Raw genomic sequence first — 19,802 nt, 5'->3', positions numbered from 1 at the left:
TTTACCACTCCTGAAATTTTTTTCATTTTTAACGCTCTAAAAATCAAATAATTTGTTGATTTTTTCCTAATGAGCGGTCATAATCCGGTAAATTTCCTTTTTTTCTACGCCAAATAAACAGAATCAATGTGCCGACAAATAAAACAGCAGACAATAATTGAGAAATGCGGATCACACCTAAAAAGTAAAGGCTGTCTGTGCGTAACCCTTCGATAAAGAAACGTCCGAAACTATACCACATTAGATAACATAAAAGGACTTCTCCTTTTTTCAAAAGATGTGGTTTCTTCCGCAAAACCAAAAGCAGAATAAATCCAATCAAACTCCAAAGTGATTCATAAAGAAAGGTTGGTTGTCGATAGATTCCTTCGATATACATGTTATCAATGATGAATTGCGGTAAATGCAGACTTTCTAAGAAACTTCGTGTCGTGTCTGGACCATACGCTTCGTGGTTCATGAAATTTCCCCATCGTCCGATTGCCTGCGCCAATAATACGCTTGGTGCAGCGATATCTAAAAAGGTCCACAAAGAAATAAAATGATATTTGGTAAAAAAGTACAGTGTGATTGCACCTGCAATCAATCCCCCGTAAATCGCTAATCCTCCTGAACGGATATTGAATATCTGGATTGGATCAGCTATATATTGGGGAAGATCGAATAAAACATAATACAAGCGGGCACCAATAATGGAAATCGGCAATCCCCACAACATAAAATCTGTCACGTCATCTGCTTTTAATCCTACCCGAACAGCTTCTCTGCTGCTGAGCCACATGGCAATAATGATTCCTGATACGATAATCAATGCATACCAGTAGATAGGAATTCCTACAAGCTCAAAAGCAACTCGATTGATTTGTGCTAACATATTGTCACTCCTTGCTAGTCATTGCCTGAGTTTTCTTCAATCAAGCGACTTAATCTTTCTTCAAATGTTTTCGTTGCGTCAAAGCCCATTGTACGTGCGCGGAAATTCATTGCGGCTACTTCAATGATGATTGCAACGTTTCGTCCTGTTTTGACAGGGATTTTTATTTGTGGAATGCCCACTTCCGCGATTTCAACGGTCGTGTCTTCAGAGCCCAGACGGTCGTATTTCTTATCTTTCGCCCATGCTTCTAGATAAACAGCTAACTGGACTTGCATAGAGCCTCGTACCGCACTCGCACCGAAAAGATTCATTACATCTATGATACCGATCCCTCGAATCTCAATCAGATGTTCCAGGATTTTAGGAGGTTCTCCGATTACCGTCAGTTCATCTTGCTGATAGACATCTACTCGATCGTCTGCGATCAATCGATGTCCGCGCTTAATCAGTTCCAACGCCGTTTCACTTTTCCCTATCCCACTGTCCCCTTGAATTAGTACACCTAATCCGTAGACATCGACTAACACACCGTGGACACTTGTTCGAGGGGCTAAGCGCCCATCTAAATAACTAGATAATTCACCTAGCAGCCGGGACGTTGAGATAGGCGAACGCAGCACAGCTATCCCATTTTCATTGGCTGCTTGGATCATTTCTTCCGGAGCCGGCAATCCTCTTGAAATAATAAATGCGGGCATATCTTCACTACATAATCTTCTCATAATGATCAAACGCTCTTCTGGGATCATCCGTTCCGCAAAACTGATTTCTTTACTGCCAAATAGCTGTAAACGATTATGGGAATAATAATTAAAATAACCGGTCAACTCTAGTCCTGGGCGTGAGATGTCCCCAGTCACGATGACGCGGTCTAAACTTTTCTCGTCGCCTGTGACGATTTCCAAAGATAATTTTTTTACTAATTGGCTAACTTTTACAACTTCTGACATTCATGCTACCTCATTTCTATTAGAGTGTTCTCTATCATTTTATCATTGTCTAGCCAAAAGTACTACCAATTAAAAAAAACGTTTTTATTTAATTACCAATGTAATAGAAAACGCATTCTTTATTCTAAACAAAAAAGCTGCGCCGAGATCTCGGCACAGCTTTTTTTATTTTCTGCTGTTATGTTCACTAACAATTACATTGACAAGTGACATCAAGATAGCTACGAATAACGCTGCACCAAATGAAGAAAAACTAAAATGTTCTGCTCCTACAAAAAAGGAAGTCATTTTAAGAATCGCTGCATTGATAACAAACGTAAACAATCCCAATGTGACTAATGTAAAGGGCAGGGACAGGATCGTCAAAATCGGTTTGACAAACATGTTCAACACAGATAATACGAAGCTGGCAAGAACGGCCGTCCAAATACTGCTCACATGGACCATCGCAGGAAAAAGAACAGCCAACGATATGAATGTTAACGTATTAACCAAAATACGCTGAAAGTACGACATTAAAAGTCACTCCATTCGTCATCATCGATTTTTTCCGCTTCTTTGCGTTTTTTTGTTTGTTCACGATAATTGTTTTTTTCATAATATGCATTGTTATGTCCATAGTTTGTTCGTGCAGAACGCGCAGATGGGATAATCAAAGCTAATAAAATGTATAAAATGATTGGACTTCCAAAAGCAACTAAGCTTAAGAATACATAAAGCACACGGATAACAGTGGGATCAATCCCGATATATTCCCCAATCCCTGCTAAAGTACCTGTCAAAACAACATTTTTATTGGATTTTGTCAACTTTTTTTTCATCATGTCTCACCTCTGTTCTACTATTTTAAATGAAGAAAATCGTTGTGACAACCTTCTTCTTAATCGGTGTTCAAGAGATAGCCTATCGGCAATAAGGCACATTTTTTTAAAATAGGGGAAGCTATTTTAAAAAATCGCTTCTTATTGCTCAAGGCTGAACATCTCTTTCACAACCTCTTTATTCATCTGTATCTTTTAAATAGATACTTCCTGTTGTCGTTGAAAGCTGCACTTGTGCGATCTCATCATCTGAAACACGACGGAATTGCAACATTTGGTTTGTCCGTTCTTTTTTCTCACGAACTACTTCGTAATTGGACAGACGGCTGTTGATGCTTCCAAGACTTGTTTTAGCGTGTCCTTCCAAACCGATGCTATCTGGTAAAGCAACTTTGACATTCCCGTTCACTGAACTTGCTTCTACTTTTTTCAAATTATCTTCTTTAATCGTAAGACGTACATCACCATTTACTAAAGACACAGAAAGGTTTTCTGGTGTGGCACCAAATGTCACTGTACCGTTTACTGTTTCGATAATAGAATCTAAGATGTTCCCGTTTCGAATATCGATATTGCCGTTTACACCTTCTACTTCCAGCATCGTTGCAGTTAATTGGTTCACGATGATGTTCCCATTCGTAGATTTTGTATAAATATCTTTAGCTTCCAATGTCTCAATCATGATGTTGCCATTTAGAAGTTTGATAGCTACATGGTCGTATACTCGTTTAGGTAAGTAGAAAACAAGGTCTGCACGCACACGCTTATTTGGAATTTGAAAGGAGATATGATCTTCATTGACCTCGATCTGGCTCCGTTCAGAGAATGCTTCAAATGGTTCAGCACCCATTTTTCCGTAAAGTTTGATCTTGGCTTCCACTTTCACATCATCACTGTTCCACGTTTTTAACGTCACGTTTCCGTTTGCTGCCTTGATATCAAGGATACTTGCTGCAGGAGCTTCATAGTAAAATTCATGTTCAAATTTCGTTGTCGCAATTCCAGGGACGCGTAAGCTGACATCTTTCCATTCCATGTTATCATTTACTGTTTCTGAAACAGTTTGGAATGTTTTCTTCAAGAATTTGCCTAACTGTGATCCAGCTTCTGACATTTTTTCGCCTACTTGATTCAGCGTATCTGTCGCTTGATCTTTCCAATCATCTGGCAATTCAAACTTATCCGTAAATGTTTCTTTTTTCTCAGACCATTGGTTCTTGCGGATATCTTTTAATTCTGCTTCCAGCTTCAATTGTTCTTCTAATAGTGTATCGCCGGTTGCTTCTAACTCTTTGATTTCTGCTTCTAACGTTTGACGCTGTGCTAATTCTTCTTCTGTCAACTCGCCTAATTCTTCTTTTGTATTCAGCTGCATCAATGCTTCCTGTTTCTCATTACGTGCTGCCTTATTGTCAGCGAATTGAGCATTTACTTCGTCTAGACGCGCCGAAGTTTTATTCGCTTCAGTTGCTAGTTCATCTAAGATCTTTTCTAAGTTTTCTTGATCTTGTCTTTCTTTTTCTTTTGGATCAACTGGCTCAGAAATTTTTTCTTCACCGTTTTCAAGTTCATCGATCAATTGACTTGCCTGATCTTTTTCTTTATGACTAGCAGTTACCTTGTCTGCTTCTTTTTTGATTTGTTTTTCGTCTTTTTCAGTTGCCATGCTTTCTAATAAATCTAAGCCTTCTTCAGTCGAAAGGATTCCTTTTTTCACTAAGTCTAAAATACGTTCTCTTTCTTTCATGGAAATTGCCTCCTTAAGCAAAATTGTTTGCAAGCTTTTCCTTACATCCATATTATGCACTGATTCAGTAAAAATGTCATAGGACTTAAGTTGTAACTTTTACTCCATCTTGAGTTGTTCTTTCTTTTTTGTAAAGAGATATGCTGTAGTCACGCAAGTTAAGGGCAGGACAAGTAGTGCGGCCAGTGTGGTAAGAATAGCCATCGTATATTCCAAGACAAATGATTTTTCATTGATTATTTGCTGAAAAGGAATGTCTAAGTCAATAAACCAAAGAATCAACGCTAAAGAACTCCCCATAAACGCAAAAAGAAGCGTCATCACTGTTGATGCCAATATTTTTTTAGCAATGGCAAAGCTAGCATGGCGCAATTGGTTAAAAGACATTTGCGGATTTGCCTGATATACTTCGAATGTTCCACTAGAAATCGCTACACTCGCATCTAAAACAGCTCCGCTAAGACTGATCAGAAGCAACGACCTCGTAAGTAGTCTAAAATCAATTGCTAACGTCTTATCTAAGCCAGATAGTTCTTCTAGTTCTATCGAAGTAAAGCCTTGGATCGCTAAAAAATCAGTGATAGGAATCAATAGTAGGAAACAAAACAAAAAGATCAGTATACTGGCAAAAGCGGCTCGCATTTTCAGATTATAACCATTGATAAAAAATAAGATAACCACAGCGATCAATAGGAACCCTATAATCGACAATACCAATATCGGCCACTTCTGATGATAGCCGAATAATAATAGGAAAAAGATTCCTAAATTAATAAATAATCCTAAAAGAATATACATACCTTGCGTACCACCGACAAATAGCACACTGATTGCAAAAATCCCAACAAGTATAATAAGTACATTCATTTTTTTAACCTCCTTACAGCGAGAAAAAAGAGGACCGCGATGGGGATTGATAATACTATTCCTAAGCTGCCAGCAATGACGCGTAAAAGTTCTAATGATAAATGTCGTTCTACCGTTTCTTTGAAAGACCATTGATTTCCTAAATATAACAGAAGCGATGGAATCGCTCCGCTGATATAGACGAATAAAAGGATATTAGCCATCGAACCAATCACATCTCGGCCCACTTGCCTTCCTGAAAGCCATAACTGTTTCGCTGATATTTTCGGTTGTTGCTTGGTCAATTCTTCTAATGTCGCAATAACTGTGATCACGGTATCGAGTGTCCCTCCAGCTGTCCCAATCAGCACGCTGGAAAGAAAAACAGATCGATACGGTCGTGTCAGATAATTCAGTTCTTCATAGCGAAGTCCTTGATCTTTCCAATGATTCATTGTCAAAAGACAAATAAAAAATGCTAAAAAAACACTTATAACTGCAGCCGAAATTTTGATTATACTGCTTCTATTCCATCCGTCTAACGCCAATATACTAACGATTATCCCTATAACGACAAATAAGATTGCTATATTTAAGAGAGAGATACCTTCTGTTTTGGTAAAGAGGAGCAACAAAAGTAAAAGTAAAACGATGTTGATGATGAGACTTTCTAAAGCAAATACGCCCTGTTTTCCACCAATAAGCAACATGGTGCCAATGAAGACACTTGTAAAGAAAAAAAGCCAGCCATCATTTTTTTTTGCTACTAGTTGCCATTCATCTCCATGCATTTGGACAAGATAGATTTGTCTTGTTGTTATATTTGCTGTTTCGATTTGATTTTTTTGATAAGGAGCCGATAAAGAAATCACTTCTCCTTTTTGGTCCGTATTCATCAATCTTCCTGTAATCAATTGTTGATCCTCTTCTATTCTCACTCTTTCGATCTCGATGACAGGTACGTCATATAGAGCAGATTGACGCTGAATAAACCATGAAGCAAGTATACAAATAAAAAATAGAGTGATGATGATGCTAATCTTTTTTTGCATTCTTTATCCTTTCTATTGGAATAATGAAAAGGGTTTGTGACATGTTTTGTCACAAACCCTTTTCCAGAATAAACGGTGTTCAATCAGCTGACCTTCGGTATTAGCTCAAAAAACGGCAAAATATGAGGAACTATTTTACCGTTTGTTTCTCTAATACTCAGGACAAAACGCTGATTTCACAACCTCTTTTCCTAAATAAACAGCAGAATCACAACTTCAGTTTAGAAAATCTCATTGTGGTTCGTATTTAATTCAGTGATTTTCCCTGTAGCCAAGTAGACGATCCATTCACAGATGTTTGTCACATAGTCTCCGATTCGTTCTAGATAGCTGGCAACATTCAAATAGTCTGTGCCACTGATGACTGTTTCAGGATTTTCTTGCATGTTTTTGATGGTTGCATTATAGATTCGATTGAAATAGTCATTGACTCTTTGATCCATATTGGCGATTGTACGCGCATCTTTTTCGTCTGTTTTGACATACGCAACTAGGACGTTGTCCACCATTTTTTTCACGTAATCGGACATATCGGAGATCTCTTTTTCGATTTCCGGTATTCTCGTCTGTCCTTTTACGCGGATTGTGGATTTAGCAACGGACACCGCATGATCGGCCATACGTTCTAAATCAGAGCTAGCTTTCATGACCGTGATAATCATACGCAAGTCAGTTGTAACTGGCTGTTGTAATGCAATCATTTCAAAACTTTTCTTCTCCAAACGCGTTTCCATATTATTGATATTTATATCGTTTTCGATAACTTCTTGGGCTAAGATTTTATCGTGTTTGATGTATGCACGAACTGACTTGTGCACAGCGCTGCTCACCATCATCCCCATTTCGTAGAACTGATTATGGAGATTCAGCAATTCTTCTTCAAATTGTGTACGTAGCATTCCGTTTCCTCCTTATCCAAATCGACCTGAAATATAATCTTCTGTCTCTTGTTTTTCTGGATTCATGAATATCTTCTTCGTATCGTTGTATTCGATCAAGTGACCATCTAAAAAGAATGCCGTCTTATCTGAAATACGTGAAGCTTGAGACATATTATGGGTCACGATGATCATCGTATACCGCTCTCTTAATTCTAACAGCATACTTTCGATTTTCCCAGTAGAAACAGGGTCAAGTGCACTTGTTGGTTCGTCCAATAAGATGATTTCGGGATTCACTGCCAAAACACGTGCGATACATACACGCTGCTGCTGCCCACCGGATAAAGACAAGGCACTTTTATGCAGTTTATCTTTCACATCCTCCCAAACGGACGCTGCCTTCAGACTTTCTTCCACTACTTGATCAAGGACTTTTTTATCTTTTTCACCTTTTAACTTCAATCCATAGATGACATTTTCATAAATAGAAAAAGGAAATGGATTTGGCTGTTGGAACACCATGCCGATTTCTTTTCTTAGTTCAACAACATCTGTTTTCGGACCATAGATGTCTTTGTCTTTATATAAAACACTTCCGGTGATCGTTACATTTGGAATCAGATCGTTCATTCGATTCAACGAACGTAGATAGGTAGATTTCCCGCAACCAGAAGGACCGATCATCGCTGTGATTTCACCTTGATTGAAACTTAGATCAATTCCCTTTAGTGCTTCTTTCTTTCCATAATACAGATGAAGATCTTTGGATGAGATAATTTCTTTTGTCATGTTGAGGCCTCCGTCTTAACCAAAATGACCGGACACATAATCTTCGGTTGCCTGAATTTTTGGTCTGGTAAATATCTTGTTTGTTTTGTCATATTCCATTACTTTTCCTAGATAGAAAAAGGCAGTATAGTCGCTGATACGAGCTGCTTGTTGCATATTATGCGTCACGATAATGATCGTGTAGTCTTCTTTCAAGTTTACAAGTGTTTCTTCAACCGTTCCTGTCGAAATAGGATCCAAGGCACTTGCCGGCTCGTCTAACAGCAAGATATCGGGTTTCATCGCGATTGCACGAGCGATACACAAACGTTGCTGTTGTCCGCCAGATAAAGCCAAGGCACTTTTATCCAAGCTATCTTTTACTTGATCCCACAAAGCTGCTTGTTTCAAGCTTGTTTCAACGATTTCATCTAATTTCTTTTTGTTTTTTTCACCATGCTGTTTCAAAGCAAAAGTTATATTGTCATAAATCGATTTGCTAAAAGGGTTGGGGCGTTGGAACACCATGCCGATCCGTTTACGCATTTCATAAACATCCACTTGAGGCGCATTGATATCCACGTCTTTATACATAATCTTTCCAGTAATTTTCGTATTAGCAATCCCATCATTCATACGATTCAAAGAACGAAGATACGTGGATTTTCCGCAGCCAGAGGGACCAATCAATGCAGTGATCTTATTTTTTTCGAATTCTAGATCCACTCCCTTGATTGCTTCATTGTCGCCATACCAAACATGCAGATCATTCGTATATAATGCAACTTCCTTATCTTTTGGCATGGTAATGACATTTGTTTCATTCCAATTATATTTTTTCATTTTACTTCTTCTCCTTAGGCTGAAGTCATTTTTCGGTATAATCGTTTGCCAATCGCACGAGCGCCGAAGTTGAACAGTAAAACAGCAATGATCAACACGGCAGAAGCGCCAGCCGAAACAGAAACACCATCAGGCATCGTACCTTCTGTGTTGATTTTCCAAATATGGACAGCCAGTGTTTCAGCTTGGCGGAAAATGCTGATCGGACTAGAAACACTTAATGGATTCCAGTTCGTAAAATCTAATGCTGGCGCGCTTTGACCAGCTGTATAAATCAATGCGGCAGCTTCACCAAAAATTCTTCCTGAACTTAGGATCACACCAGTCAAAATTCCTGGTGTCGCTTCTGGAACAACCACTTTTATCACTGTTTCCCAGCGTGACAAACCTAACGCCAATCCAGCTTCTCGTTGTGTGTAATGGACCGCTTGTAAAGATTCCTCGACCGTTCGAGTCAAAAGAGGCAAGTTGAATACGGTCAAAGCTAATGCACCAGAAATGATTGAGAAACCATACTGGAATTGAATAACGAAAACCAAGAAACCGAATAAACCGACAACAACAGAAGGCAAAGAGCTCAAGATTTCGATAGACGTACGGATCACGTCTGTCAGCCAGTTTTTTCCGGCATATTCCGAAAGGTAGATACCCGCACCTAAAGAGATAGGAAAACTGATGATCATGGTAATCAAAAGCAAATAAATCGAGTTAAATAATTGAATCCCGATCCCACCGCCTTCTTGGTAGGCTTTGGAAGGTTCAGTCAAGAATGACCATGAAATGTGCGGTATTCCTCGAACTAAGATATAAAGTAATAAAGCTGCTAAGATCAATACGATGATCCCTGAAACCACATATAGAACACCTGTAGCAATTTTATCTGAGCGTTTTGCGTTCATTATTTCAGCTCTCCTTTCTTCCCAATCATACGGATCACGATATTAAAGAATAATGACATCAATAGCAAGATCAGCGCTAATGACCATAACACATTATTTTCAACTGTTCCCATGATTGTATTTCCGATTCCCATTGTCAAGATGGACGTCAATGTAGAAGCAGGAGTAGTAAGTCCTGTTGGCATTAATGCCGCATTACCAATAACCATTTGGATAGCTAAGGCTTCGCCAAACGCACGAGCCATACCAAAAACGACTGCTGTTAAAATCCCGGGCACTGCTGCTCGCAGCACCACTTTGTAGATTGTTTGCCATCTTGTGGCACCTAGCGCTAATGAAGCTTCCCGATAGTGTCGCGGCACTGCCTTTAATGCATCCACAGTCATCGTTGTGACAGTCGGTAAGATCATAACGAATAACACAAATGTACCAGCTAAGATACCGAACCCTGTCCCGCCAAAGATACTTCTGACAAAAGGCACGATAACAGATAAACCGATAAATCCGTAAACGACAGACGGAATACCTACAAGTAGCTCGATGACCGGTTGCAAGATCTTCGTTCCGTTTTTAGGAGAAATCTCCGTCATGAACACTGCTGCTCCAATAGCAAATGGTGTGGCAACAATAGCAGATAAAAAGGTCACAATAAATGAACCTGTGATCATAGGCAATGCCCCTACCATGGGTTTCCCATTTGCTCCTATTTGGCTTGGATTCCAATCTGTACCAAACAGAAAATCAAATACATTGATCTTATCAGTAAAAAAGGTGGCCAATCCTTTACTAGCGACAAAATAAAAAATAGATAATACAACCAACACGATCAGCGCGATACACAAAAAACTAATGAATTTTCCACGCTGTTCCATTTTGGAACGTTTTGATTTTGTTAATAATACTTTTTTCACATCTTCCACAGATGACTCCCCCTTAATCAGGTTTAACATACTCACTCAGTGTACAAATTGAACATCAATTTGGTTTTAATAACATGTAAAAGTTTAGCTAAGTTTGTAAATTTTGTGTAAAGATTACTCTTTAACAATGTTTCCTTGCCAATCACGTTCAACTTTCATATGTGAAACAGGGATATAGCCTAGCTCTCCGACAATATTATCTTGTACTTCATCCGATAAGATATAGTCTAAAAATTCTTTTGTCAGTTTTTTTGGATGATCTCTTGTGTACATATGCTCATATGCCCAAATCGTCCATTTGTTCGTTGTCACATTTTCATCTGTCGGTTCCACACCGTTAACATTCAACGTATCCACATCATCGGAAACGTAAGAAAAAGCAACATAGCTGATTGCTCCGGGTGTGTCTGCAACGATTTGGCGCACCATTCCGCTTGAATCTTGTTCCTGTGCCTGAACAGCTGTTTCTCCGTCCAACACCCATTTCTCAAACGTACTACGGGTCCCGCTTCCTGATGCACGGTTCAGTATAACTACTGGCTGATCTTTCCCACCGACTTCACTCCAGTTTTTGATCTCACCTGTAAATAATTTTTTCAGGTTCTCCATACTGATATCTTTTACGCCAATATCCTTGTTCACAATAGGAGTGATTCCAACAACTGCTACTCGATGATCGACTAATGCCGAAGCATCAATCCCTGATTTTTCTTCCGCGAACAAATCAGAATTTCCGATATCGACTGCTCCTGACTGTACTTGAGACAAACCAGTTCCGCTTCCGCCCCCTTGTACATTGATGAATTTTCCAGGATTTTCTGTCTGGTAGGTTTCAGCAACCGTTTCTACTAAAGGCTGTAAGGCAGAAGAGCCAACTGCAGTAATGGATTCTCCTCGATCAATCCACTTTGAACAGCCTGATAAAAGAATAGCTAATCCTATTATTGGTAAGAATAATTTTAGTTTTTTCATTAGAAATCTCCTTTAATCCTAAAGTATGTCTATTCTATCATTTTCATTACTTGATGAAAACGAATCAAAACCATTAAATAACAAAATAAATTCTCATAATTGCAAAAAAAGCTATCTCATTAAAAGTTTCTATGCTATACTGGCTTTGAAATGTGTCTCTTTTAATAGCATATATTAGCTTATTTCTTGCTTTCCCCAAAAAACAAGAGATACCCCAAAGTTAATTTCGCTCATGCGAGACGCTTTCTCCATTTCTGACGTACTCTCAGAAATGGCCCCGAGAAAAAAGGACACGAGATTTCCATCTATTGGTGGCTCTCCTGTCCTTTTTGTATTTTAAAGGAGCGGCGAAATCAGTCTTGCTAATCCTTCTTTCATCTTGATCATCATCCCTCGGTTTTCATACACTTCTTTTGTGAGATGCGTCGAAATCTTTGAATCTTCAAAGAATGCTTTTCTTACGCGAGAAGCCATTCGTTCATCATAGATCAGTGTATTGACCTCAAAATCCAATCTAAATGAGCGAACGTCGATATTAGCTGAACCAACGGAAACGATGCCGCCATCGATAATCATCGTCTTTGCATGGATAAATCCATTTTCATATGTTTCGATTCTTGCCCCATACTCGATCAGCTCTGCAGCGAAAGAATACGTTGCCCAGTAAACGAGAAGATGATCTGGTTTGTTAGGTATTTGGATATGGACTTTTACGCCTGAGAGAAGAGCCAACTTCAATGCCTCATGAATCGATCCATCCGGTATGTAATACGGCGTTTGGATCAATATCTCCCGTTTGGCTAACGAAATCATTTTCAAATATGTCATTTTGATTTGCTCATGTTCGGTATCTGGTCCGCTTGTCACGATTTGAACAGCCATATCACCTGCAGAATGAATGGTCGGGAAAAATTCCGGTGAATATCCTACTTCTTTTGTATGCTGAGAATTCCAGTCCATCAAAAAACGGTTTTGCAAGGTGTAAACCGCTTCTCCATAGATACGCAGATGATTGTCTCGCCAATAACCAAATTTCTTTACCAATCCTAGATATTCGTTTCCAACATTGAACCCACCTGTATATCCGATTTTCCCATCAATCACTACGATTTTACGATGATTGCGATAATTGATTCGAGGATTGATATACGGAACGAATAGAGGAAAGAAAAATGCGACTTCTCCACCTGCTTTTTTCAAATTCTGAAAAAAACTAGAAGAAACTTGTGTGGAACCCCATGCATCAAGAAGGACTCTGACTTTTACTCCGCGTCTTGCTGCCTCTGTCAATGCCTCTCGAACTTCTTCACCTAATGTATCACTGCGGTAAATATAATATTGGAAATGGATATGGTCTTCTGCCTGTTTGATATCCTCGATCAGCGCATCGAATTTTTCACGACCATCTGTAAATAAAGTGATTTCATTTTTAGTCGTATAAAGCGTACTTTCAAATACAGTAAGCATATAGATCAATTGTTTCACATCTACTTGTCCAGTAGGCGGATGAGGATAAAGTCCTCGCATCAATGCTTGTTTATCTTCTTCGATTTCTAGATTCTTACCGATTTTCCCTTGGATCTTCAAATCAAAGATTTTCTCTTTGGAAATCCCTCTTCCTAAAAAAATATATAAAATAAATCCTACAACTGGAATGAACATCAAAACGAGCAGCCATGCCCATGTTTGCGCAGTTTCCTTTCTTTCTCGAAAAACGATAATAAAGGAAAGCAAAATATTCATAATCAAAAGGATCGTAAAAAAATTGTCAACGATAATCTTCACGGCTTCACCTCTTTTTCTACCAACTTAAGAATACCCAAGTTGTTTTTTAAAGTAAAGAGAAAAAAGCCGCCCCATTTACTCCACCTAGCTGATAAAAAAAGAAAGCTGGAACGAAATCGTCCAACTTTCTGATTATATTTATCTTGTGACACTAGAATTTCAAGAAACGTCTCATAGAGATAATCGAGCCGAGTGAACCAATGATCACACCAATACCGACCATCAAAAGATTGATTTTCCAAACGATATTTTCTGGATGGATCAATGAATAATGAGATCGTAATAATGACGGATTGATCAATTGGTAAAACCATGCGTAACCAAATGTAATGATCAGTATCGGAAGAATGGCACCGATTAAGCCGATCCAACCACCTTCAAGGAAAAATGGCCAGCGGATATATCCATTTTTTGCTCCTACTAAACGCATGATTTGAATTTCACGCTGTCTAGATAAAATCGTGATCCGAATCGTGTTAGAAATGAGAAACATTGCTACAAACAACAGCAATGCCGCCGCAACTAATCCCCATGTTCGAACTGCACCAGCAATTTGGAAAATCCGATCTGAGGAAGCCCCACCGTAATCAGAACGAGAAACATTCTTCAAATCTGCCGCTTTTTCTGCTACTTGTTTTGTATAAGAAGGATCGGTAGCACTTACTACGTATACATCATATAACGGGTTATTATCCCCTTCAAACAATTTCCAAGAATCGCCCATTTCGTTTTGGATTTTCTTCAATTCCTGTTCTTTGCTTGAAAATTCGACTTTTTTGACATGATCTAAGTCATTTAATTCTTTTTCTAGTTTTTTCATCTCTTCGTCTTTTGTACCAATGTCTACGAACACAGATACATCCACGTTTCCTTCTATATCTTGTGCTAGTTTGGTTGCGTTCATGATGACCGCCATGAACACACCAACTAAAGTCAACGTGATCGTTACCGCACTGACCGAAGCTACTGTCATCCAGCCGTTACGTTTCAAACTCTTGATACTTTCTAATAAATGGCGGAAAAAGGTTCTAATCATCGTATCCATATTCCCCTTCCGCTTGGTCTCGAATAATGCGGCCGTTTTCGATAGCAATTACTCGGTGTCGAATCGTATTTACGATCGTACTGTTATGTGTAGCCATCACGACAGTTGTTCCTTGTCCATTGATCCGATCTAATAGTTTCATGATTTCCCATGAGTTTTCCGGATCTAGATTCCCTGTCGGTTCATCCGCAATAAGTACTTTAGGTGTATTTACGATTGCTCGGGCAATAGAAACACGTTGTTGTTCCCCACCAGATAATTCGCTAGGAAAGACTCGGACTTTGTGTTTCAAACCAACAAGATCCAGCACTTCCATTACTCGTTTTTTGATATCCCGAGGTTTTCTGCCGATAACTTGCATGGCGTACGCAACATTTTCATATACTGTTTTTCTTGGTAATAATTTATAGTCTTGGAACACCACGCCGATTTCTCTGCGTAGATAAGGAACTTCGCGGTTTTTGATGGCTATTAGATCATGACCTGCGACGTTCAAAGTTCCTTTTGAAGCTTTTTCTTCTCGATACATCAATTTGATGAATGTAGATTTACCAGCTCCAGACGGACCAACAACATACACAAACTCTCCTTGTTCGATGACAATCGAGAGATTGCGGATAGCAGTGGTACCGTTTGAGTACTTCTTCATTACATCCTTCATTTCAATCATGGCGTTCTCTCCATATCTTTTTCAGTCTTTAGCTATTATAGCATGGCAATGTTTCAACTTGCTTGCAAAATCTTACAATTTTATTTCAATTTAACAAAGGGCTCTTATTGCAGATGCATTTTCAAATAGCCGTCAATAAATAAATCAAGATCTCCGTCCATAACAGCTTGGACATTTCCTGTCTCTACGTTTGTCCGATGGTCTTTTACCATAGAATATGGATGGAAAACATAAGAACGGATCTGTGATCCCCAGCCGATTTCTTTTTGTTCTCCTCTCAGTGCAGCTGCTTCTTGTTCTTTCTTTTCCACTTCTAATTGGTAAAGCTTAGCTTTCAGCATCCCCATCGCTTGTTCCCGGTTTTTCAATTGTGAACGTTGTGCCTGACTCGCTACTACTGTTCCTGTAGGCAAGTGAGTGATTCGTACAGCGGATTCTGTCTTATTGATGTGCTGACCACCTGCACCACTTGCCCGATATGTGTCGATCTTCAAATCATCTGGATTGATTTCTATATCGATCGTTTCATCAAGCTCTGGCATCACATCTACCGAACAAAAAGAAGTATGACGACGTTTTGCTGAGTCAAAAGGCGAGATACGTACAAGGCGATGAACACCTTTTTCTGATTTCAGATAGCCAAATGCGTTGTGTCCTTTGATCAGCAGGGTCACACTCTTGATTCCTGCTTCATCGCCTGCTTGATAATCTAGTGTCTCTACTTGATACCCATGCTGCTCTGCCCAGCGTGTATACATGCGTAAAAGCATGCTGCCCCAGTCTTGGGACTCCGTTCCTCCAGCCCCTGGATGCAATTCGACGATGGCGTTGTTTCGATCATAAGGACCATCTAACAACATAGATAATTCATACGTATTCATTTTTTCATCTAGCGCATTGATACGTGTTTCTGCTTCTTCTTGCATTACTGCATCAGGTTCTTCCTGCAACATCTCCACCATCAATTCGATTTCTTCCAGTTCTTCAGCAAGAGAATGGAATTGATCATAAGTTTCTTTATTTGCATTGTTTTCACTGATCACTTTTTGAGCAGCTTCGCTATCATCCCAAAAACCAGGTTCAGCCATTTTTGCTTCTGCTTCCGCAATGTCTTCTTCCAGCTGGTCTAAGTCAAAGAGACCTCCTGAAGCTTGTGACCTTTTCCTGCATTTCTGTCAGGAGATTTCGAATTTCGGATATTTCCATGTTTTTTTCCTTCTTTCACTATACTTTTTTTATTATATCTAGTCTAACAGAATCGTCAAATAACAGAAAGAAGGTGAGACAAATTCTTTAAAAAAGAATTTGTCTCACCAATCCTGCTGTCAGAAACTAGTTTGCATCTTTTCCGTGACAGTTCTTATATTTTTTCCCGCTTCCACAAGGACAAGGATCATTTCTACCAACCTTGTTCACATGGATTGGTTGTTTTTTCGCGCTAGTATTACTGTTTTCTTTGGCATCTCCATCTTCTGAGTGAGAAGCTGTTCCTTGAGAAACTTGCTCACGTTGTACATTTTGACGGATCTCAGCTTTCATGAAGATACGAGTGACTTCATATTCAATGGCACCTACCATATCTTCGAACATCTTATAACCTTCTGTTTGGTATTCGACTAATGGATTGTTTTGACCATAGGCACGCAAGCCGATTGACTGACGTAATTGGTCCATTGCATCGATATGATCTGTCCATTTAGAGTCCACGACACGTAAGATCACGACTTTTTCAAATTCAAGCAGTTGCTCTGGTCCGTTCAATTGAGCTGCTTTGGTATTGAATACTTCTTGTGCTCGTTCGTTTAGATATTCTTTGATTTCTTGAGAGGTTTTTCCTTCGATATCTGTAAGGGAAATACTGTCTTCATGGACAAGCGTGCTGCCAGCAAAATCGACGATACTTTCCAAATTCCAATTTTCTTTTTCTAATTGCGTATGCGCATCTACCACACGACTGATTGTCCGTTTGACCATATTCATCAGTGGTTTAGATAAGCTTTTTTCTTCCATGATCACTTCTTGACGCTGTTTATAGATTACTTCACGTTGCTCACGCATCACGTCATCGTATTGCAAGACGTTCTTACGTGTGTCGTAGTTGTTTCCTTCTACGCGTTTTTGTGCAGCTTCTACTTGTTTCGTCAGCATCTTGCTTTGGATCACAGCATCTTCGTCACCGATCTTCATTCGATCTAAGAAAGCTTTGATTCGTTCTGAACCGAATCGTTTCATCAAATCATCTTCTAAAGACAAGTAGAATTGTGACATACCAGGGTCTCCTTGACGTCCTGCACGTCCTCGAAGCTGGTTATCGATACGACGAGATTCATGTCGTTCTGTCCCGATAACTGCTAGGCCACCAAGTTCTCTTACGCCAAGCCCTAGTTTGATATCTGTTCCCCGACCAGCCATGTTGGTAGCAATCGTCACTGCACCTTTTTGACCCGCATTCATGATGATTTCTGCTTCTTTAAAGTGATTTTTCGCATTCAGTACTTCATGAGGAATACGTTCTTGATTCAGCATATCTGATAATAACTCAGATGTTTCAACTGCAACAGTTCCGACTAAGACAGGCTGTCCTTTGCGGTAGCGATCTTTGATATCTTGTACGACAGCATGGAACTTGCTTTGTAATGTTGGGTAAAGCAAATCTGGTCGATCGTCACGGATGACCGGACGGTTTGTCGGAATCTGGTATACTTGAATATTATAAATCTCTCTGAACTCTTCTTCTTCTGTCTTAGCTGTACCAGTCATCCCCGCAAGTTTCTTGTACATACGGAAATAGTTCTGGAAAGTGATCGTCGCCATCGTTTTCGTTTCGTCTTCGATCTCTACGCCTTCTTTAGCTTCGATCGCTTGATGAAGACCATCTGAATAACGGCGTCCATCCATGATCCGACCCGTAAATTGGTCAACAATCAATACTTTTCCATCTTGAACAACATAATCAATGTCTAAAAGCATGATGTAGTTGGCTCTCAATGCTTGATCCAAGTGATGGGTCAATGCAGTATTTTCAATGTCATATAAGTTGTCCAAACCGAATGTTTCTTCAGCTTTTTCGATCCCTGCTTCAGTTAAACTGATTGTTTTTGATTGTATATCGATTTTGTAATCTTCTTCTTCTTTCAAACGTTTCACGAAGTTGTCTGCTCTTGTATATAAAGCTGTTGATTTTTCTGCTTGCCCTGAAATGATCAGCGGCGTTCTCGCTTCATCAATCAAGATCGAGTCAACTTCATCGACAATGGCATAATTCAGCGGACGTTGTACCATTTGATGACGGTAAACGACCATGTTGTCTCTCAAATAGTCAAATCCTAATTCATTATTCGTGCTATAAGTGATATCGCAATTATAAGCCTCGCGTTTTTCATCCGAAGATTTTGAGTTGATATTCAACCCAACTGTCAATCCTAAGAAATTATAAAGCTCGCCCATTTCCGTCGAGTCACGGGTTGCTAAATATTCATTGACGGTAACTACGTGGACCCCTTCGCCAGTCAACGCATTCAGATACACCGGCATCGTTGCGGTCAAGGTTTTACCTTCACCAGTACGCATTTCAGGGATATTCCCATCGTGAAGCACGATCCCACCCATCAATTGTACGTGGTATGGATATAACCCCAATACACGTTTTGCTGCTTCCCGAACGACTGCAAAAGCTTCCGGAAGTAATTGATCTAATGTTTCTCCTTTTTGGTATCTGCTCTTGAATTCAGCAGTTTTTGCTTGTAATTGTTCATCAGTTAATGCTGCCATTTGGTCAGCGTATGATTCAACTTTTTTTGCAATGCTATCTAAACGTTTTAGTTCTTTCTTATCATTTTCGATAAGTGAACGAATCAAATTGGCCATGCGTTGTGTAATCTCCTTTTCCTTCTGTGTATTATCCAGACTATGTAGACTCTACTTTTTATTTTATCATTAGTTATAGATAATTGAAATATCTTAATCGTATTAAAGTAAGAACTTCATAATTTATTCATATTTTAACTAAAAAAGAGACGAACTCAAAAAAACTTGCGGCAGCTATTGACAGCTGCTGCAAGTTTTTGATGTTATTTAAGTATGGATGATCAGTCTGTTTCGATCAATCCGTATTTTCCATCTTTTCGGCGGTAAACGATACTTGTACCATTTGTTTCTGCATCTTCAAAAATAAAGAAGTTATGTCCCAGCATGTTCATTTGTAAGACTGCTTCTTCACTGTCCATTGGTTTCAATGAAAGGCGTTTTGTACGTACGATATCTAATTCAGAATCGTTTTCGTTTTCTTCCTCTCCATTGAATAAAACAGCAGCATCTGCAGTATTCATGCCCGTTTCACGGGATTTACGATTGATTTTTGTTTTGAATTTGCGGATTTGGCGTTCCAATTTGTCAACAACCAAATCGATACTTGCGTATAGATCTGGAGAAGTTTCTTCGGCACGTAATACAAGATAAGGTAATGGGATCGTTACTTCCACTTTGGCTGTTTTTTCTGTATAAACTTTTAAGTTCACATGCGCCGTAGCATCGGGTGCGTCACTGAAATAGCGTTCTAGTTTGCCTACTTTTTTCTCAACGTAGTCGCGAATCGCTTCAGTTACTTCGATATTTTCGCCGCGTACATTATATCTAAACATAAAAATTACCCCTTTCGTCTACCACAATCAAGAAGGAGAAGGACCACTCTTTCCCTCTTCTTAATTCTATTATATCGAACTCTAAG

General features: G+C 39.2%; 19 protein-coding genes. All 19 read right to left on the bottom strand.

Annotated features, from left to right (window positions below; genetic code table 11):
* Positions 1-43: 43 nt before the first annotated feature.
* Positions 44-874 (bottom strand): prolipoprotein diacylglyceryl transferase, encoded by an 831-nt coding sequence (gene lgt, locus OZZ83_RS11230; protein WP_002308605.1) that lies wholly within the window; start codon positions 872-874, stop codon positions 44-46.
* Between the two features lie 14 nt (positions 875-888).
* On the bottom strand, positions 889-1,827 hold the full coding sequence (hprK, locus tag OZZ83_RS11225; protein WP_002289568.1) for an HPr(Ser) kinase/phosphatase: 939 nt from the start codon (positions 1,825-1,827) through the stop codon (positions 889-891).
* Positions 1,828-1,992: 165 nt separating this feature from the next.
* The gene (locus OZZ83_RS11220) at positions 1,993-2,343 is read right to left on the bottom strand and encodes a phage holin family protein (protein WP_002303620.1); all 351 of its coding nucleotides are present in this window, start codon (positions 2,341-2,343) and stop codon (positions 1,993-1,995) included.
* Positions 2,343-2,651, bottom strand: a complete 309-nt coding sequence (locus OZZ83_RS11215; protein ID WP_002292752.1) for a PspC domain-containing protein — start codon at positions 2,649-2,651, stop codon at positions 2,343-2,345. Before OZZ83_RS11215 ends, OZZ83_RS11220 begins: the two co-directional genes overlap by 1 nt.
* A gap of 175 nt (positions 2,652-2,826) precedes the next feature.
* Entirely contained in the window at positions 2,827-4,395 is a 1,569-nt protein-coding gene (gene liaX / locus OZZ83_RS11210; RefSeq protein WP_278023356.1) for a daptomycin-sensing surface protein LiaX, read from the bottom strand.
* 99 nt (positions 4,396-4,494) lie between these two features.
* Complete coding sequence (locus OZZ83_RS11205; RefSeq protein WP_002314682.1) at positions 4,495-5,262, bottom strand: YibE/F family protein; 768 nt, start codon at positions 5,260-5,262, stop codon at positions 4,495-4,497.
* Positions 5,259-6,293, bottom strand: coding sequence for a YibE/F family protein (locus OZZ83_RS11200; protein WP_278023357.1), 1,035 nt, complete (start codon positions 6,291-6,293; stop codon positions 5,259-5,261). Before OZZ83_RS11200 ends, OZZ83_RS11205 begins: the two co-directional genes overlap by 4 nt.
* A 221-nt stretch (positions 6,294-6,514) precedes the next feature.
* A complete protein-coding gene (gene phoU / locus OZZ83_RS11195; RefSeq protein WP_002289490.1) occupies positions 6,515-7,192 on the bottom strand; it encodes a phosphate signaling complex protein PhoU in 678 nt (225 codons plus the stop codon).
* Between the two features lie 12 nt (positions 7,193-7,204).
* Positions 7,205-7,963: a phosphate ABC transporter ATP-binding protein PstB gene (pstB, locus tag OZZ83_RS11190; RefSeq protein ID WP_002292757.1), complete on the bottom strand. Its 759-nt coding sequence runs from the start codon at positions 7,961-7,963 to the stop codon at positions 7,205-7,207.
* Between the two features lie 15 nt (positions 7,964-7,978).
* Positions 7,979-8,785, bottom strand: coding sequence for a phosphate ABC transporter ATP-binding protein PstB (pstB, locus tag OZZ83_RS11185; protein ID WP_002308601.1), 807 nt, complete (start codon positions 8,783-8,785; stop codon positions 7,979-7,981).
* A 14-nt stretch (positions 8,786-8,799) separates the two neighbouring features.
* Positions 8,800-9,684 carry a phosphate ABC transporter permease PstA gene (gene pstA / locus OZZ83_RS11180; protein ID WP_002292759.1) on the bottom strand — a complete coding sequence of 295 codons (885 nt, stop codon included), beginning with the start codon at positions 9,682-9,684 and terminating at the stop codon, positions 8,800-8,802.
* A complete protein-coding gene (gene pstC, locus OZZ83_RS11175) occupies positions 9,684-10,604 on the bottom strand; it encodes a phosphate ABC transporter permease subunit PstC (protein WP_002292761.1) in 921 nt (306 codons plus the stop codon). The genes pstA and pstC overlap by 1 nt, the downstream gene beginning before the upstream one ends.
* Before the next feature lie 114 nt (positions 10,605-10,718).
* Entirely contained in the window at positions 10,719-11,576 is an 858-nt protein-coding gene (locus OZZ83_RS11170; protein ID WP_002292763.1) for a phosphate ABC transporter substrate-binding protein PstS, read from the bottom strand.
* 336 nt (positions 11,577-11,912) lie between these two features.
* A complete protein-coding gene (gene cls, locus OZZ83_RS11165) occupies positions 11,913-13,361 on the bottom strand; it encodes a cardiolipin synthase (RefSeq protein ID WP_002308598.1) in 1,449 nt (482 codons plus the stop codon).
* A 151-nt stretch (positions 13,362-13,512) separates the two neighbouring features.
* The gene (gene ftsX, locus OZZ83_RS11160) at positions 13,513-14,397 is read right to left on the bottom strand and encodes a permease-like cell division protein FtsX (protein ID WP_002292767.1); all 885 of its coding nucleotides are present in this window, start codon (positions 14,395-14,397) and stop codon (positions 13,513-13,515) included.
* The gene (ftsE, locus tag OZZ83_RS11155; protein ID WP_278023358.1) at positions 14,390-15,076 is read right to left on the bottom strand and encodes a cell division ATP-binding protein FtsE; all 687 of its coding nucleotides are present in this window, start codon (positions 15,074-15,076) and stop codon (positions 14,390-14,392) included. Before ftsE ends, ftsX begins: the two co-directional genes overlap by 8 nt.
* A gap of 104 nt (positions 15,077-15,180) precedes the next feature.
* Positions 15,181-16,282 (bottom strand): peptide chain release factor 2 gene (gene prfB / locus OZZ83_RS11150; RefSeq protein WP_181046553.1). Its coding sequence is split into 2 segments (ribosomal slippage): positions 15,181-16,209 and positions 16,211-16,282, totalling 1,101 coding nucleotides; the frame shifts between segments, so codons are not numbered across the junction.
* Positions 16,283-16,408: 126 nt separating this feature from the next.
* On the bottom strand, positions 16,409-18,943 hold the full coding sequence (gene secA, locus OZZ83_RS11145) for a preprotein translocase subunit SecA (RefSeq protein ID WP_002308589.1): 2,535 nt from the start codon (positions 18,941-18,943) through the stop codon (positions 16,409-16,411).
* A gap of 221 nt (positions 18,944-19,164) precedes the next feature.
* Positions 19,165-19,716 (bottom strand): ribosome hibernation-promoting factor, HPF/YfiA family, encoded by a 552-nt coding sequence (gene hpf / locus OZZ83_RS11140; protein ID WP_002292771.1) that lies wholly within the window; start codon positions 19,714-19,716, stop codon positions 19,165-19,167.
* Positions 19,717-19,802 lie beyond the last annotated feature (86 nt).

The sequence above is a fragment of the Enterococcus sp. E5-162 genome (assembly GCF_035725965.1).
GTDB lineage: Bacteria > Bacillota > Bacilli > Lactobacillales > Enterococcaceae > Enterococcus_B > Enterococcus_B lactis.
The sequence above is the reverse complement of the archived record's forward strand: the minus strand, read 5'-3'. Positions and strand labels throughout refer to the sequence as shown.